Raw genomic sequence first — 16,578 nt, 5'->3', positions numbered from 1 at the left:
CTCCTGCGGGTAGGCCGGTCGGGTCCTAGGCATCTTGAATCTCCTCATTCAGTAGCAAACTATCCGAAAGTGGACATCTGTCTACCGAACCGAAGCAAGATCACTTTTGTGTTTCAGGTGGCCTCTTTGGGCCGCCCAGCTCTGGCTATCCCCATTCCACCTCGAAGGTCACCTCGGTCTCGGAGTGGGCTTCTGGGATCTCACGAGGGGCGCTGTGGAACCGCTCGGGCTCGGGCCTGCGGGTGAACGGGAGGCCGGCGAGAAGATTTTTTTGCTCGGCCTCGGACAGGGTCATGAACTGTTCGGCGACGTGGTCGAAAGCCCTGTTCATCGGCGGTTCACCACCGTCAGGGGCAGGAGCTTCCTGTCAAGGTCTGCCAGTTGTGGGGTTGAGCCCATGCTGGGGCACACGCCGCAGTCGTAGCAGGGGTTCCAGCGGCAGTCGTCGACCTCCAGCGATTCCTCGCCGTGCAGGGAGTCCTGCCAGTCCTGCCAGAGCCAGGCCCGATCCAGCCCGGCGTCCAGGTGGTCCCAGGGCAGGACCTCGTCTTCGTCCCGATCTCGGGTGGTGAACCAGTCCAGGTCCACCCCGGTACCGGCGAGGCCGACCTCGGCCGCCTTCTTCCAACGGTCGTAGGAGAAGTGCTCGCTCCAGCCGTCGAAGCGGCCGCCCTCCTCCCAGGCCTGTTCTACGATCCGACCCACACGGCGATCGCCGCGGGACAGCAGTCCCTCGATGATCGATGGTCGGCCCTCGTGGTAGCGCAGACCGATCGACCTCCCGTACTTGCGGTCACCGCGCAGTCGGTCCCTCAACTTGCGCAACCTGGCGTCCACGTCCTCGTGGGAGGTCTGGCCGACCCACTGGAACGGTGTCTGCGGCTTGGGCACGAACCCGCCGATGGAGACCGTGCAGCGGATGTCCTTGCGCCCGGTCACCTCTCGCCCGGTCCGAATGACCTCGGTGGCCAGGTCCGCGATGGCCAGGACGTCCTCGTCCTCCTCGGTGGGCAGCCCGCACATGAAGTACAGCTTCACCTGTCGCCACCCGGCCGCGTAGGCGGCGGTGACGGTACGGATGAGGTCCTCTTCGGTGACCATCTTGTTGATCACCCGGCGCATGCGTTCGCTGCCGCCCTCGGGCGCGAAGGTCAACCCGGAACGGCGGCCGTTGCGCGTGAGTTCGTTGGCCAGGTCGATGTTGAAGGCGTCGACCCGGGTGGAGGGCAGCGACAGGCCGGTGTTGGTGCCCTCGTACTCGTCGGCGAGGTTCTTGGCGATGTCACCGATCTCGCTGTGGTCGGCGCTGGACAGGGAGAGCAGACCGACCTCCTGGAAGCCGGAGTTGCGCACGCCCTCCTCCACCATCTTCTGGACGGTGTCCTGGTTGCGCTCTCGTACCGGGCGGGTGATCATCCCGGCCTGACAGAAACGGCAACCGCGGGTGCAGCCGCGGAAGATCTCCACGCTGTAGCGCTCGTGCACGGACTCGGCCGTGGGCACGATGGGTTTCTTGGGGTAGGGCCACTCGTCCAGGTCCATCACGGTGTGCTTTTGCACCGTGCCCGGAACCCCCGGCCGGTTCGGTGTGTAGGCGGCGATCCGGCCGTCGTCGTGGTAGCCCACGTCGTAGAAGCGCGGGATGTACACCCCGCCGGTGGCGGCCAGGCGCGACAGCAGTCCGTCGCGCCCACCCGGTTCGCCCTCCTCCTTGAACTCCCGGATGATCTCGGTGACGGCCAGGGTGATCTCCTCGCCATCGCCCAGCACCACTGCGTCCAGGAAGTCCGCGATGGGTTCGGGGTTGAAGGCCGCGTGCCCGCCGGCCAGCACGATCGGGTCGTCCTCGGTGCGGTCGGCTGAGCGGCGCGGGATACCGGCCAGGTCCAGCGCGGTGAGCATGTTGGTGTAGCCCATCTCGCTCGCGAAGCTCAGTCCGAGCACGTCGAAGGCGCGTACGGGGCGGTGACCGTCGACCGTGAACTGCGGGATGCCGTACTCGCGCATCAGCCCCTCCATGTCCGACCAGACGGCGTAGGCACGCTCGGCCAGGACCCCCTCGCGTTCGTTGAGGATCTCGTACAGGATCTGCACGCCCTGGTTGGGTACGCCCACCTCGTAGGCGTCCGGGTACATCAGCGCCCAACGGACCCGGGTGTCGTCCCACTCCTTGACCACGGAGTTGAGCTCACCGCCCACGTACTGGATGGGTTTGCTCACCCGATTCAGCAGGGGTTCGATACGCGGGAAGAGACTTTCGACGGACATGGTGTGGGCCTTCGATCGGCGGACATCGTGTCTGCCCGGCTCCTGGCCGGATACCCGCGGGGCCGGTATCGCCCACGCGCGGTGGATCTCCCAGGTTACAGCCGTAGGGGGCCTCCGACCGGTTTTCCACAGGGTCTTCGGTCCGGGTCCCTGTCGGGTGCGTCCCTGGCGGGGCCCGGACCGAACGGGCTCAGTACTCGAAACCGCGGTCGCGGGAGTTGACGCCCAACACCAGCCCCAGGGCGAGCATGTTCGCCATGATCGCGGTGCCGCCGTAGGAGACGAACGGCAGTGGAAGGCCGGTCACCGGCACCACGCCCAGGCACATACCGATGTTGATCAGGCCCTGGAACGCGAACCAGGCGGCCACTCCCACGCACAGCATCCGCGGGTAGGGCAGGTCGCAACCCAGGGCGATCCGCAGGATCCTCCAGATGATCACGCCCATCAGCACGATGATCGCGGCGGCACCGACGAACCCGAGTTCCTCCCCCGCCACGGTGAAGATGAAGTCGGTGTGCTGTTCGGGTACGAACCGTCCGTGGGTCTGCTCGCCCTGGAACAGGCCGGTGCCGTCGAAACCGCCGGACCCCACCGCGATGAGGGCCTGGGCGGAGTTGTATCCCGAGCCCTGCGGGTCGGCGGCCGGGTCCATCAGGGTGGCGATGCGGTCGACCTGGTAGGGCTCCAACATCTCGAACCACCACACGGCGAACGCGCCGGCGGCCCCGACGGCGAGCATGCTCCCCACCCACACCAGGGGCGCCCTCGACAGGGTGAGCATGCCGAGGAAGGTCGCGCACAGCACCAGGGTGGTGCCCAGGTCGGGTTGGAGCATGACCAGGGCGAGCGGGATCGCCACGACCAGCACGCACAGCAGCACGTCGCGGCTCATCGGCCGGGTCTCGCCGTCCCGGGGTTCGCCCAGGAAGGTGGCCAGGACCAGGACCAGTCCGATCTTGGCGAGTTCGCTGGGCTGGAACTGGAACCCGGCGATCACGAGCCAGCCCCGCGACCCGTTGACGACCGCACCCAACGGGGTGAGCACCAGGACCAGGGCGATGACCGTCACCGCGTAGACGATGGGCGCGTAGGCACGCACCGTCCGGTAGTCGATCGTCGCCACGACCAGGCACACCACCCACGCCACCGCCAGGTGGGCCAGGTGGCGCAGGAGCGCGTCCATGGAGTCACGGGGGTCTCCCCCGTCACCCGGCAGGGTCGCGGACCACACCAGCAGCGCCCCGATGGCTCCCAGGAAGAGCACCGAGAGGACGAGGACCCAGTCGAGGCGTCGAGCGTTCCCCATCGCGGTGGCGGCGGTCCGGCCGAGGTTCCGTCGCCGGGACGTTCCGCTGTAGGTGTCCATCAGGGCTCCAGCGAGTCGATGGAACCGTCCGAACGAACGGTGGGCAGGTCGGAGTGGGGCTTGCCGTCGGGCAGCAGTTCCTTTCCGTCCCCGATCCCGTAGATGGCCTCGTAGATCTCGCGGGCGATGGGCGCGGCCGTCTCGCCACCGGTACCGCCCTGGGAGACCAGGACGGCCACCGCGTACTGCGGGTCGTCGGCCGGGGCGTAGGAGGCGAACCAGGACGACACCTGGCGCTGCTCGGCGTCGGCGCTACCGGTCTTGCCCGCCACGGACACCTCGTCCTGCGGGAAGTCGCCGAAGGCACCGCCACCGGTACCCGTCTTGGTCACCTCGGTCAGCGCCTCCTGCAGGTAGCGAAGGGTCTCGTCGCTGACGGGAAGCTCGCCCTTGACCGTCGGTTCGATGGGTTCCACGTCGGATCCGTCCGCGGCGACCAGGGCCTTGGCCACGCGCGGCTCGTACAGGGTCCCGCCATTGGCGATGGCGGCGTAGGCGGAGGCCAGCTGCAACGGGCTCACCAGCACGTCGCCCTGTCCGATGGAGAAGTTGATGGCCTCGTTGGCACGCCACTCGAAACCCTGGACGCAGTGTTCGTGCGCGAGTCGTTGAAGGTAGGAGGCGTGCGATGGGTTGGTCTCGGCGATCTCCGGGTATCCCTCGTCGGCGCGGGCGCAGTTACCCTCCCGGGTCTCCTCCCAGAAGGTGCGCTTCCACTCGCGGTCGGGGATGCGACCACCGGTCTCGTAGGGCAGGTCCACCCCGGTCGGCGAGCCGAATCCGTAGCCGCGGGCCATCTCGGCCATCGCTTCCTTCGGTTCACCGTCGGGATGCAGCCCGCCGTCCTGTTGCCACATCTGGTAACCGAAGTTGTAGAAGACGGTGTTGCAGGACTTGACGATGGCCTGCTTCAGACTGATGCTGCCCTGTCCGGCGCCCGCGTAGTTCTCGTAGGACTGCCCGGCCAGACTGACCGAACCGGGGCAGGCGTAGCTGTCGTGCAGCGAGTAACCGTTCTCGGCCGCCGCCGACATCGACGACACCTTGAAGGTGGAGCCGGGCGGGTAGGTGCCCTGAACGGCTCGGGAGAGCAGGGGTTCGCCCGCCTCCTCGCTGAGGATGTCGTCGAAGGTCTGCTGGTCGATCCCGCCCTGCCAGATACTCGGGTCGTAGGTGGGCAGGCTCGCCATGGCGACGACTCCACCGTTGGTGACGTCGAGGACCACGGCGGCGCCGGAGTCGGCGCGGTACTTGGGTCGTGCGCCCTCCATTCCCCGGGCGAGCGCCTCCTCGGCGGCCTTCTGCACCTCGATGTCCATGTGGGTGACGATGTGGCGGCCGGCCACGGGCAGTTCGTCGGAGATCACGTCCATGACCTCGCCGTGGTTGTTCACGCCCAGGGTGCGAAGACCGGCGGTGCCGCGCAGTTCCTGGTCGTAGACGGCCTCCAGGCCGTCCCGGCCCACCTGGTCGATTCCGGTGAAGCGGGTGCGCAACTCCTCCCGGGCGTCGAGTTCCTCCTGGGTGACGGGCTGGAGGTAGCCGAGCATCTGTCCGGCGTGCTCGCCCTGCGGGTACTCGCGCGAGGCCTGGGCCTGCGCGGTGATGCCGGGAAAGTCCTCGGAGCTCTCCATGATCTGCAGTGCCACCTGGCCCTCGATCCCCTCTGCGAGGGTGACGGGCTGGTAGGGCGAACCGGGCCAGCATGGGCGCTCGACCTCGGGGCTGCACAACCGCACGCGCTGTTGGAGGTCCTCCACGGGGACGTCGAGGACCTCGGCCAGGTCCGTCAGGACCTTCTCGCCGCCGTCCTCCATCGCCTGGAGCTCGTGGTAGTCGGCGGAGACGACGAGTTCGGTGCGGTTGTTGACCAGGGGTCGCCCGGCCGAGTCCAGGATCTGGCCTCGGGTGGCCGGCACGACCAACTGCTGGTGGTGGTTGGCCACCGCGAGCTCCCGGTAGTGGTCGGCCATGGGCACCTGCAGGTACCAAAGACGACCCACCAGGGCGGCGAACATGATCAGCACCATGAACTGGACGAAGAGCAGACCGGCCCGGCCGAGTTTGGGGCCGGGGAGCCTGGGGTCGATCGGTGGTTTGCGCACGACGTCACCACCTGCCCACGGAGGTCGGTCCCTGGATGGTCGCGAAGTCCTCCTCGGTGAACATGGATCGCGCGCCCAAGACCGGCAGGGTGACCAACGGGGCGACCAGAGTGGTCGCCAAGGTACCGATTCCGACGTTGGCGGCCACCGAGCCCACGGTCACGTGGGCGTCGCCCATGACCAGCCCGATGAACGCGTACCCGAGTCCTACGATGAGAGAGCCCACGGCCACGACGCCGAGGGCGGTCCACCAAGGGATCCGGCCTCCGACCGAACCTCCCAGACCGGTGTTGGCGCGCAACAGGGCCACCAGGTAGGCGGCCACGCACAGCACCAGGGCGTAGCGGCCCATGGGGTGCTCGGCGGGCGGCAGGACGTCCATGGCCAGTCCGGCCGCGAAACCGCAACCGGCGGCCGCGGCGGGGCTCGTGGTCAGGGCGACCGCCACCACGGCGGCCAGCACCAGGTCGGGCCCCGGCCCCCAGTCGAACGGGAGCCGGTTGACGATGGTGGCCTGGACGAGCACCGCGACGGCCACCATGAGCAGGGTTGCGACGGACCTCACTGGTCCCCCTCCGGTTCGGGCTTGGGCGGCAGGAGGGAGTCGCGCGGGTCCTCGGACGGACCCTTGACGACCACTCCCACCACGTCCAGGGCGGCGAAGTCCACCGCCGGGGTGATCTTGGCGATCCGGCTGAGCGCGCCGGGCGCCACCTCCACCTCGTCGACGGTTCCGATGGGCACCCCCGGAACGAAGGGCGCGCCCTCGTGCGAGCCGAGCGTGACCACCCGGTCGCCCTGGTCGATGGGCGCCTCCAGGTCGAACAGTTCCAACGTCATGTCGGCCTCGGGACCACCGGGGACGCTCCCCCCGGTGATCGCGCCGATCTTGCGGGACTCCTCCAGGCGGGCGCCGACCGAGGAGTCGACGTCGGTGGCGAGTTTGACGGTGGCGGTGCGCGGACCGGCCTCGATGACCCGACCGACCAGACCGTCGCCGTTGACCACGGTCATGTCCGTTTCGATGCCCGAATCCGTGCCGGCGTCCAGGGTCGCGGTGTGCGCGTAGCCGCGCGCGGTGGTGCGGGTGACCGCCTGGGCCGGAACGACCTCGTAGGAGCCGAGGCCGGACAGGTGCAGCATGTCGTCGAGCCTGTCGGCGCGATGGTCGTCGATCCGGGCGGCCTGGAGTTCGGACTCCAGCTCGGCGTTGGCGTCCTCAAGCTCGCCGATGCGGTCGGCCGCCTCCGGCCCGGCACTGAATCCTTCGTGGACACGAACGAACGGCCCGGAGACCAGACCGACGGCGGCGGCGGTGGGCGCGAAGACCAGTTCGCCACCGCTGCGGGCGATCGAGGTGACCGGATCACTGCCGGGACGCGCGTCGACGACCAGCAGGACCAGGGCGATCGCGGCCAGCACCGCGAGGACCAGCCGGGACCGCGTGGTGTCGCTCAGCATGTCAACGCCGCCGTTCCGGGACGAGGACCTGATGCAGGCGCTCGTAGTTCTCCACGCAGGTGCCGGAGCCGATGGCGACCGAGTCGAGCGCGTTCTCGGCGACGTGGATGGGCATCCCGGTCTCGTGGAGGAGTCGTTCGTCCAGGCCGCGCAGCAACGCGCCGCCGCCGGTCACGGCCACTCCGCGGTCCATGATGTCGCCGGACAGCTCCGGCGGGCACTTGTCGAGGCTGGTGCGGACCGCGTCGATGATCGCGATGACCGGTTCCTCGATGGCCTGACGCACGTCGGACTCGGACATCACGATGGTCTTGGGCAGACCGCTGACGAGGTCGCGTCCACGCACCTCGGCGTGCAGCTCCTCCGCCCCGGTCGGATAGGCGGAGCCGATGGCCACCTTGAGCTCTTCGGCGGTGCGCTCCCCGATCATCAGGGAGTACTCCTTCTTGACGAAGGTCGTGATCGCCTCGTCGAGCTCATCGCCCCCCACCCGGATGGACTGGGAGGTGACGATCCCGCCCATGGAGATGACGGCGACCTCGGTGGTACCACCGCCGATGTCGACGACCATGTTCCCGGTGGGTTCGTGCACGGGCAGCCCGGCGCCGATCGCGGCGGCCATGGGCTCCTCGATGATGTAGACCCGCCGGGCTCCCGCCTGGTAACCGGCCTCCTTGACGGCGCGGTGTTCGACGGAGGTGATACCGCTGGGCACCGCGACGATGATGCGGGGCTTGGCGAAGTGGCGACGGCGGTGGATCTTCTGGATGAAGTAGCGCAGCATCCGCTCGGTGACCTCGAAGTCGGCGATGACGCCGTCCTTGAGCGGTCTGATGGCCGTGATGTTGGAGGGCGTGCGCCCGATCATCTGTTTGGCCTCGATACCGACCGCCACGATCTTGCCGCTCGATGTGTTGAGCGCGACCACAGAAGGCTCGTTCAGTACGATTCCGCGCCCGCGCACGTACACCAACGTGTTGGCGGTACCCAGGTCGACGGCCATGTCCCGGCCTAGAAATGCAAGGTTGTTCGGCATGTAACGTCCTCAGAGGCGCCCTACAGGCGCGGAAACGCGGACGACCATACGTAGTCGTTCCGGCACGTTATGTATGCAGTCCCCCGTATCGTAACCCTAGGCACTTAGTCCGTTACGCAAACACACCGATTCGTTGCCCCGCTCCGCGCACACGGCGCGAAGAACACCACCGAACGCCCCGGAAACGACGAACGCGCCCCCGAAGGGACGCGTCGCGTCGATACTCGTCGCCCACGAGGGGCGCGCCGCAACCCTTACAGGTCCGGGAAGAAGAGCTTGATCTCGCGCTCGGCCGAGTAGGTCGAATCCGAACCGTGCACGATGTTCTGCTGCACCTCCAGGGCGAAGTCGCCGCGGATGGTGCCCGGGGACGCCGTCACCGGGTCGGTGGCGCCGGCCAGGGCACGGAAGGCCTCGATGGCGCGCTCGCCTTCGACCACCATGGCGACCAGCGGTCCACCGGTGATGAAGTCGACCAGCGACTCGAAGAACGGACGCGTGGCGTGCTCCTCGTAGTGCGTCTTGGCGGTGTCGGCATCGAGCGTGCGCAGCTCCATGGCGGCCAGGTTCAGGCCCTTGCGCTCGATGCGCGAGATGACCTCACCGACGATGTTGCGGCGGACACCGTCCGGCTTGATGAGAACGAGAGTGCGCTCCACGTGCGTTTCAACTCCTCACTGGACCCCCGCGCGGCACACGCGGCACTGGGCCCTCGGCGAGGCCGCGCGCGGTGGGGTGTACGGGTGTGCGTCCGGGACCGGCGGATGAGGGGAGGCCCGCTCGACGCGGCTCCTGGCCCGCCCGGACGTGCGTCACACTATCGCGTTTGCGGCCCCGACGACGCGGTGGTCACGTCCTCACCGCCGGAAGCGCCCTCGCCCGCCACGGACTCCGCGCGCGCGGCGTGGGCCGCCCGCGTCTCGTCGACCCGACGGCCCAGGATCACCGCGACCACCCACAGGGACACGAACACGATCGCGACCAACAGCGCGCCACTGACCATGAACGAGCTGAACAGGAAGGCGGCCTGCAGGGCCCAGGACGCGTAGTGCGCCCAGGTGTACTTCTGCAACCCGGACAGCAGCAGCGCGGCCACGGCCATGCCGCCCCACACCCCGCCGGCGATGGACGGGTCCACCCCTTCCAGCTGGATGGCGATGGGGATCGCCAGGCCGATCACTACGGCCTCGAACACGAGCACTACGGCGCAGACCACGCGCATGGTGTTTCCCTTCGTAGGAGGATCGTGGCGCCCGCTATCCGCCGGCGCCGCGCAGCAGGTGCACGACGTCTCCGGAGGTGACCACGGAACCGGTGACCAGCACGCCGACCCCACCGAACTCGCCTTCCGCCTCGGCCAGGCCCACGGCCCGGTCGATGGCGTCGTCGAGTCGGGGAGCCACGTGCACCCGGTCCTCACCGAAGATCTCTTCGGCGAGCGCGGCCAGCCTCTCCGGTTCGAGGGAACGCGGCGAGGAGTTACGGGTGACGACGATCTCGTCGAGCAGTGGTTCCAGGGGATCCAGAATCCCCTCGACGTCCTTGTCGGCCATGATGGCCACCACGCCGATCAGCCGGGAGAAGGCGAAGGCCTCCTCGACGGCGGCGACGGTGGCGATCATCCCGGCCGGATTGTGTGCGGCGTCGGCGATGACGGTCGGGCTGGTGCGCACGACCTCCAGACGCCCGGGTGCTTCCAGCCCCGCCAGAGCCTCGGCCACGATCATGGGATCGAGCCCGATGGCGTCCTCGGCGGCGGAGAAGGCCTCGACGGCGGCGACGGCGACGGCGGCGTTGCCTGCCTGGTACTCGCCGAACAGCGGCAGGAAGAGGTTGTCGTAGGTCCCGGTGAGGCCCTTGACGACGATCTGCTGACCTCCGACGGCCACCTCACGGGAGGTCACCCCGAACTCCAGACCCTCGCGTGCGACGGTCGCACCGACCTCGGCCGCGTGCCGGAGCAGGACCTCCGCTGCGGGCAGCGGCTGCTGCGCGACCACGGCGAGGGAGTCGGGTTTGATGATGCCCGCCTTCTCCTCGGCGATGCCGTCGAGGGTGTCGGGCAGGTAGTCGGTGTGGTCGATTCCGATGGGTGTCACCACCGCGACGTCTCCGTCGACGACGTTGGTGGCGTCCCAGGTCCCGCCCATGCCCACCTCCACCACGGCGACGTCCACGGGGGCGTCGGCGAAGACGGCGTAGGCCATGACGGTGAGGATCTCGAAGAACGACAGAGGGGCGTCGTTCATCGAGTCGGCCATCTCGATGTAGGGGTGGATGTCGTCGTAGGCCTCGACGAACCGCTCCTGGGAGATGGGCTCGCCGTCCACGACGATGCGTTCGCGTATCGTCCGCAGATGCGGGCTGGTGTAGCGGCCCGCGCGCAGGCCTCGTCCACGCACCAGGGCGTCGATCATGCGTGCCGTGGACGTCTTGCCGTTGGTCCCGGTGACGTGGATGACCCGGAAGTTGCGCTGCGGGTCGCCCAAGAGGTCGAGGACGGTACGGACCCGGTCCAGGCGTGGATCGATGTCGGTCTCTGGGGCGCGGGAAAGGATCTGCGCGGTGACCTCGGCGTAGCGCTCATGGGCGCCCTGGCCGCTCACAGGGTCTCGTTGGTCGGGGTGTACACCCGCGTCAGTGTACGCGGCCTCACCTGGGCCCGGGCTCCGGGTCGGTCGTGCGAAGCCCGATGTCACCGAGACCATACTTGGAGCATGCCAAGCCTTGACCCCTTCTTCTCCGAGTGGGCCGGCCGCGCCCCCGGACAGGCCCGCAGCCTGGACCGGGCGACCGCCCTACTGACGGCCTTGGGCCTGTCCAGCGAGCGCGCCCCGGTGTTGGGGGTGGTGGGTTCCAAGGGCAAGGGGAGCACGGCGACCGTGGCCGCGGCGACCCTGTCCGCGGCCGGGGCGCGCACGGTCCTGGTGACCGGGCCGAGCTTTCGGGGGTACCGCGAACGCGTGCGGGTGGACGGGACCTCCGTCACCGACACCGAACTGGACGCCTTGGGCGCGGAGATCGAGAACGCCCGGGGGACTCTCCCCGAACACGGCGGCTACCTGGCCCCGAGCGGGTTGTTCCTGGTGGCGGGGCTACTCAAGGCGCGTGAGATCGGCGCCGACGTCTGTGTCCTGGAGGCCGGCATGGGCGGTCACCGGGACGAGCTACGTCTGGTCGGCCCCGAGGTCGTGGCGCTCGGTATGGTCTTCGCCGAACACCTGGGGGTTCTCGGCGACACCGTGACCGAGATCGCCCGGGAGAAGACCCGGGTGGCGGGTGAGCGCACCCGGGCCCTGGTCTCCCTGCCGCAAAGCCCCGAGGTCTCCCCCGTCATCGAGCGAACCCTGTCGGAGGTCACCGCCGGCCGTGTCTCCCCCGAGATCGTCGACCCGGATCTCCCCGGCTCGGCGCCGCCTCCGGCCCTGCGTCCCCCGGGTCTGTCGGCCGCCTCGGGTGTCCTGGGCGTGGCCGCGGGGACCCGCGCGCTCGAACTCCTGGGCCACGGGCCCGCCCCCACCGACCGTCTGCACCAGGTGCTGGGGACCCTGAACCTGCCCGCCCGGCTGTCCGAACATCCCGTGCCCGGCAGCGCGACCGCCCGCGCGCTGGTGGACTCGGCCATCGACCGCGTGGGAGTGGCGACCGCCCTCGCGCGGGCCCACACCCGTTGGGGCGGTGTCGACCACGTGCTGCTCTGCCTGCCCGACCACAAGGACGTGTCCGGCGCCATAGGTGCCCTCGGTGGAACACCGGTCACCGCCGTGCGCTTGCCCGAGGCCCACCTGCGCTTCGACCACGACCTACCCGCCCACTGGGACCGGATCGACGCCGAGAGGATCACCCCGGACTTCGTGGCGTCCCTGGGCGACCGCGTCCTGGCCCTGGGCACGGTGTACTTCACCGGCCGTATGACCGAGGTCCTGGACGCCCCCACCGATCGCCTCTTCGCCCCTCGCTGACCTCGGGTTCCGGCCATACCCGTATTCGTCGATTCCTCGAAAACACCGACGCACCGCCGGAAATCACGCCATGCTCACTCTTGGTAACCCCTCGCAGGTCGGAATGTCTTCATGGCGTTGTTCGACCGTGTCCGAACCCCAGGAATCCGCATGCCCACACGAGAACACGAGATCCCACTGCGGCTCGTGCAGAACCAGCCCGCGATGGCCCCCGCGCTGTTGGAGTCCCTCGGTTTCGAGGTCCCGCGACACACCGAAGTGCTCAACACCAGTTCGGTGCTGACCAACTGCGACCCCAAGGAACTCAACAGCGACGGTGCCGTGGTGTTGCGAGACGGCACCACGAACGTCATGGCGGTGGTGATCGAACGTCAACACGGGTATGACCGAGAAAAGCACCGTAGTTGGCCCGCCTACTTGGTCACCCTGTACGTCCGATTGGGGTGTCCGACGATGCTCCTGGTCCTGTGCCCGACCGACACCATCGCGTCGTGGTGCGCCAAGCCGATCCGCACCGGCCATCCGGGTTTCGACCTGGAACCTCTGGTGATCGGGCCAAGCGACACACCAAGGATCATCGAGAAGGAAGAAGCTCGGAAACTTCCCGAACTGGCGCTGCTGTCCGCCAGGGCGCACGCCGACCACGACCCTGAAGCCCTGAAGGTCGTGGTGGAGGCTTTGAACTCCACGACCCCGGAAAATCGGACCTTCTATTATGACTATGTGCTCGCCGGCCTCAACGAGGCCGCTCGGAAGGAGCTGGAGGACTTGATGGCCGTGGAAACCTACGAGTGGCAAAGCGATTTCGCCCGCAAGTACGTCGGGATCGGTCGCGAGGAAGGTCGATCCATCGAGGCCGCCGAGAACGTCATCACTTTTCTGCAGGCTCGCGGGCTCACCATCACCCCCGAGGTTCGCACACGGATCGAATCCTGTACGGATCTGAAGACTCTGCGGCGATGGGTCCTGGCGGCGGCCAAGGTCGACCGGGCCGAGGAACTCTTCGAGCGGGAGTAGAACCCGGTTCGCCCACGGGGCGCGGGAAGGGGTCTCCCCCTTCCCGCGCCCCGTCCTGTCAGCCGGTCAGCGGCCGGGTCGGTAGCTCGGTTGGGTCTGCGGGTTGAACTCGTCGTAGGTGACGCGTTCGGCCGGGCGCAGACGCGGGTCGGTCAGTTCCAGGACGTCCAGGCCCCGGCGCATGTCCGAGGAGTAGACGTGGCCGTTGTAGTAGTAGGCCGACCAGGAGCTGCCGTTCTCGATGTCGGGGTCGATGCGGTCGTCCGGGTCCCAGTGGCCGATCTCGCGGGGGTTCTTCGGGTCGTTGAAGTCGATCACCGAGACACCGCCCTGGTACCAGGCCTGCACGAAGTAGTTCTGGCCGGGCACCGGGATCAGGGAACCGTTGTGCGCCACGCACACCTGCTCGTCGCCCTGGTGGCGTTCCAGTTTGTAGTAGGACTCGAAGTCGAGGGTGGCGTCGGTGCCCTCGCCGTCCAGGGTGTAGATGGCGTTCGCACCGCGTTCCGGGCCGATCTCCTCGGTGCAGGTGGCCGCGCCGCCGCCGCCGAGCTCGTCGGTGAAGATCACCGTGCTCGCGTCGTTGGTGAAGGTCGCCGAGTGCCAGAACGCGAAGTTCTCGTCCTGGACGACCTCGGTCACGACCGGTTCGACCGGGTCGGAGATGTCCATGAGGACGCCGTCGCCCATGCAGGCGCCCGCGGCCAGGTCCTTCTCCGGGTAGGCGGTGATGTCATGGCAGCCCTCGGTGGGACGTAGCAGGCCGTCCTGGTCGTGGTTGCCGCCGTCGGGGAACAGCACGGGTTCGTTGACGAGCGCGGCCGAGGCCGGATCGTCCAGCGGCACCTCGATGACGGAGATCTTGTCGTGCGGCGGCTGACAGTTCGGGAACTCCTCGGCCGGGGCGTAGGAGGACACGTACACGTACTCGCGTTCGTCGTCGCCGGGCACGAGGGTGAGGGTGTGCGATCCGCAGTCGGTGCGCACGGCCGCCACGTACTGGGGGTTGGCCTTGTCTGAGATGTCGAAGACGCGCACACCCTCGAAACCGTCCGGGTCGGTCACCGGAACCGCGGGGGCGCCGCACTCGTCGCTCGCGTTGGGGTAGTCCACGGCGAAGTACACCAGGTCGCCACTGACCGACAGGTCCCCCTGGCCGCCCGGGCACAGGACCTCGGAGACGATCTCCGGGTCCGCCGGCTCGGATACGTCGTAGATGACGAACCCGTCGTAGTTGCCACCGATGACGTAGTCACCGGTGAAGGCCATGTCCGAGTTGGTGTTGCTGACCGCCTCGGGCTTGGGCAGGTTGGCGATGTGTTCGACGTTCTCGCTGGTGACGTCCTCGGAGGGCGGGGCATCGGCCTGGGCGCTCGCCGGGCCGAGCAGCCCCGCGAGCAGGGTCGCCGCCGCGGTGAGGGCCACGACGGTCGATCGTCGAACTCCTCCGTGTCTCGGGGAAGCTGCGGGCATGCTTTCTCCTGTTGGTCGCATAGAGGGCGGGGGCTGTATGCGGCGGGGCCGCGGCGAACGCCGCGGCCCCTGGTCCTCCCGTTTGCCCTGACTCCCCAGGAGGAGCCACCGGGAGGGATTCGTGGGGTCGGTCAGCGGCCGGGTCGGTAACTCGGCTGCGACTGGGGGTTGAACTCGTCGTAGGTGACGCGTTCGGCGGAGCGCAGACGCGGGTCGTCGATCTTCAGGACGTCGAGTCCACGGGTGATGTCGGAGGAGTACACGTAGCCGTTGTAGTAGTACGCCGACCAGGAACCACCGAGGACGAGCCGATCGTCGTCGATCGGGTCACGGTCGAAGTGGCCGATCTCGCGGGGGTTCTTCGGGTCGTTGAAGTCGATCACCGAGACACCGCCCTGGTACCAGGCCTGCACGAAGAAGTCCTGGCCCGGGACCGGGATGAGCGATCCGTTGTGGGCGACGCAGTTCTCGGTGGCGGTCTGCACGCGCGGAAGCTTGTAGTAGCTCTCGAAGGTGAGTTCGGGATCGTCGTCGGTGCCGCCGATGGTGTAGATGGCGTTGGCGCCGCGCTCCTCCCCGTACTCCTCGGTACAGATGGCGCCGCCGCCACCGCCGAGCTCGTCGGTGAAGATCACCGTGCTCGCGTCGTTGGTGAAGGTCGCCGAGTGCCAGAACGCGAAGTTCTCGTCCTGGACGACGTCGGTCACCACCGGGTGGGCCGGATCGGAGGTGTCCATGAGGATGCCGTCGCCCATGCAGGCGCCCGCGGCCAGGTCGATCTCCGGGTAGGCGGTGATGTCGTGGCAACCGGTGGTCCTGGTGTTACCGCCGTCGGGGAACAGGACCGGCTCGCTGACCAGGGCGGCCTCGGACGGTGCGTCGATGGGGATCTCGACGATGGAGATCTTGTCGTGCGGCGGCTGACAGTTCGGGAAGTTCGCGTTGGGCGAGTAGGAGGACACGTACACGTAGTCGTGTTCGCCGTCCTTGCCCGGGACGAGGGTGTGGGTGTGCGATCCGCAGTCGGTGGCCACCGCCGCCACGTACTCGGGGGCGGCCTTGTCGGAGATGTCGAACACTCGAATGCCCTCGAACCCGTCCGGGTCACTGGTGGGCACGGACGGCGCACCGCACTCGTCGCTCGCGCGCGGGTAGTCGACGGAGAAGTACACCAGGTCGCCGCTGACCGACAGGTCGCCCTGACCGCCCGGACACAGGACCTCGGAGACGACCTCGGGGGCCTCCGGCTCGGAGATGTCGTAGATGACGAAGCCGTTGTAGTTGCCGCCGATGGCGTAGTCGCCGGTGAAGGCCAGGTCCGAGTTGTAGTCGTCCATGGCCTCGGACTTGGGGAGGTTCGCGACGTGGGTGACGTTGGGGCTGGTCTCGGCGTCGCTTTCGAAGGGGGTGGTGTCGGCGGCCGCACCGACGGGGCCGAGGAGGCCCACGGTCAGGAGTGCGGCGGCGGTGAGGGCGACACCGGTGAGTGCTCTGCGGTGAAGCGGGCGTCCTGCACGGGGGTGGGTGGGGGATGACGCCATGTGTACTCCTGATTCCTAATGGAGCGAAACAGAAAGAACGTACACAGTTCAACATCAATATGTATAGAGGGAAACAAAGGAAATATAGGTCTTAACAGTTCGAAGGCGCGGTACTGCGGGCCTCTGCGACGGTGACATCCTCCTGTCTTCGGGGACACACGACTGTGGCCCTCAGGACATCCCCACGAACACGCCGCCATCGGCCGCGCACCGACGGCGGACGCCTGGAGCCGGCCGGACGAACACCGGCTCCGCACTGGACAAAACACCCACGGAGTGAGTAGAAAACCCGCAGGATGTCGCATACCACCGACACCGGCGGTCCCCACCCGGCCCGTCCGCCCCA

General features: G+C 68.2%; 14 protein-coding genes. 2 read left to right on the top strand and 12 right to left on the bottom strand.

The features are described 5' to 3' along the window. Positions 1-145: 145 nt before the first annotated feature. The 10 genes from ABZ717_RS14265 to ABZ717_RS14220 form a co-directional block, all read right to left on the bottom strand. The gene (locus tag ABZ717_RS14265) at positions 146-331 is read right to left on the bottom strand and encodes a hypothetical protein (protein ID WP_358509519.1); all 186 of its coding nucleotides are present in this window, start codon (positions 329-331) and stop codon (positions 146-148) included. Further along, a complete protein-coding gene (locus tag ABZ717_RS14260) occupies positions 328-2,268 on the bottom strand; it encodes a TIGR03960 family B12-binding radical SAM protein (protein WP_358509516.1) in 1,941 nt (646 codons plus the stop codon). Before ABZ717_RS14260 ends, ABZ717_RS14265 begins: the two co-directional genes overlap by 4 nt. Positions 2,269-2,458: 190 nt before the next feature. Next, positions 2,459-3,637 carry a rod shape-determining protein RodA gene (gene rodA / locus ABZ717_RS14255; RefSeq protein WP_358509513.1) on the bottom strand — a complete coding sequence of 393 codons (1,179 nt, stop codon included), beginning with the start codon at positions 3,635-3,637 and terminating at the stop codon, positions 2,459-2,461. Next, complete coding sequence (gene mrdA / locus ABZ717_RS14250; RefSeq protein WP_358509510.1) at positions 3,637-5,742, bottom strand: penicillin-binding protein 2; 2,106 nt, start codon at positions 5,740-5,742, stop codon at positions 3,637-3,639. The genes rodA and mrdA overlap by 1 nt, the downstream gene beginning before the upstream one ends. Before the next feature lie 4 nt (positions 5,743-5,746). Continuing rightward, a complete protein-coding gene (gene mreD, locus ABZ717_RS14245; RefSeq protein WP_358509507.1) occupies positions 5,747-6,307 on the bottom strand; it encodes a rod shape-determining protein MreD in 561 nt (186 codons plus the stop codon). Continuing rightward, positions 6,304-7,203, bottom strand: a complete 900-nt coding sequence (gene mreC, locus ABZ717_RS14240) for a rod shape-determining protein MreC (RefSeq protein WP_358509504.1) — start codon at positions 7,201-7,203, stop codon at positions 6,304-6,306. Before mreC ends, mreD begins: the two co-directional genes overlap by 4 nt. A gap of 1 nt (position 7,204) precedes the next feature. After that, positions 7,205-8,239, bottom strand: coding sequence for a rod shape-determining protein (locus ABZ717_RS14235; RefSeq protein WP_358509501.1), 1,035 nt, complete (start codon positions 8,237-8,239; stop codon positions 7,205-7,207). A gap of 254 nt (positions 8,240-8,493) precedes the next feature. Then, on the bottom strand, positions 8,494-8,898 hold the full coding sequence (gene ndk, locus ABZ717_RS14230) for a nucleoside-diphosphate kinase (RefSeq protein ID WP_067602072.1): 405 nt from the start codon (positions 8,896-8,898) through the stop codon (positions 8,494-8,496). A 158-nt stretch (positions 8,899-9,056) separates the two neighbouring features. Next, complete coding sequence (locus tag ABZ717_RS14225; protein WP_358509496.1) at positions 9,057-9,461, bottom strand: DUF4233 domain-containing protein; 405 nt, start codon at positions 9,459-9,461, stop codon at positions 9,057-9,059. Between the two features lie 34 nt (positions 9,462-9,495). After that, complete coding sequence (locus tag ABZ717_RS14220) at positions 9,496-10,845, bottom strand: folylpolyglutamate synthase/dihydrofolate synthase family protein (protein WP_358509493.1); 1,350 nt, start codon at positions 10,843-10,845, stop codon at positions 9,496-9,498. A gap of 111 nt (positions 10,846-10,956) precedes the next feature. Between ABZ717_RS14220 and ABZ717_RS14215 the strand changes: the two genes are divergently transcribed. Then, on the top strand, positions 10,957-12,201 hold the full coding sequence (locus tag ABZ717_RS14215; RefSeq protein ID WP_358509490.1) for a hypothetical protein: 1,245 nt from the start codon (positions 10,957-10,959) through the stop codon (positions 12,199-12,201). A gap of 150 nt (positions 12,202-12,351) precedes the next feature. Continuing rightward, positions 12,352-13,218: a hypothetical protein gene (locus ABZ717_RS14210; RefSeq protein WP_358509487.1), complete on the top strand. Its 867-nt coding sequence runs from the start codon at positions 12,352-12,354 to the stop codon at positions 13,216-13,218. 66 nt (positions 13,219-13,284) lie between these two features. Here the strand turns inward: ABZ717_RS14210 and ABZ717_RS14205 are convergent, their stop codons facing one another. Continuing rightward, complete coding sequence (locus ABZ717_RS14205; protein ID WP_358509484.1) at positions 13,285-14,691, bottom strand: hypothetical protein; 1,407 nt, start codon at positions 14,689-14,691, stop codon at positions 13,285-13,287. 131 nt (positions 14,692-14,822) lie between these two features. Further along, positions 14,823-16,232 carry a hypothetical protein gene (locus ABZ717_RS14200; protein ID WP_358509481.1) on the bottom strand — a complete coding sequence of 470 codons (1,410 nt, stop codon included), beginning with the start codon at positions 16,230-16,232 and terminating at the stop codon, positions 14,823-14,825. Between the last annotated feature and the right edge of the window lie 346 nt (positions 16,233-16,578).

The organism is Nocardiopsis sp. NPDC006832, from assembly GCF_040635885.1.
In the GTDB taxonomy this organism is placed as follows: domain Bacteria; phylum Actinomycetota; class Actinomycetes; order Streptosporangiales; family Streptosporangiaceae; genus Nocardiopsis.
Note: the sequence above shows the minus strand (reverse complement) of the source record. Positions and strands in the feature narration are given on the sequence as shown.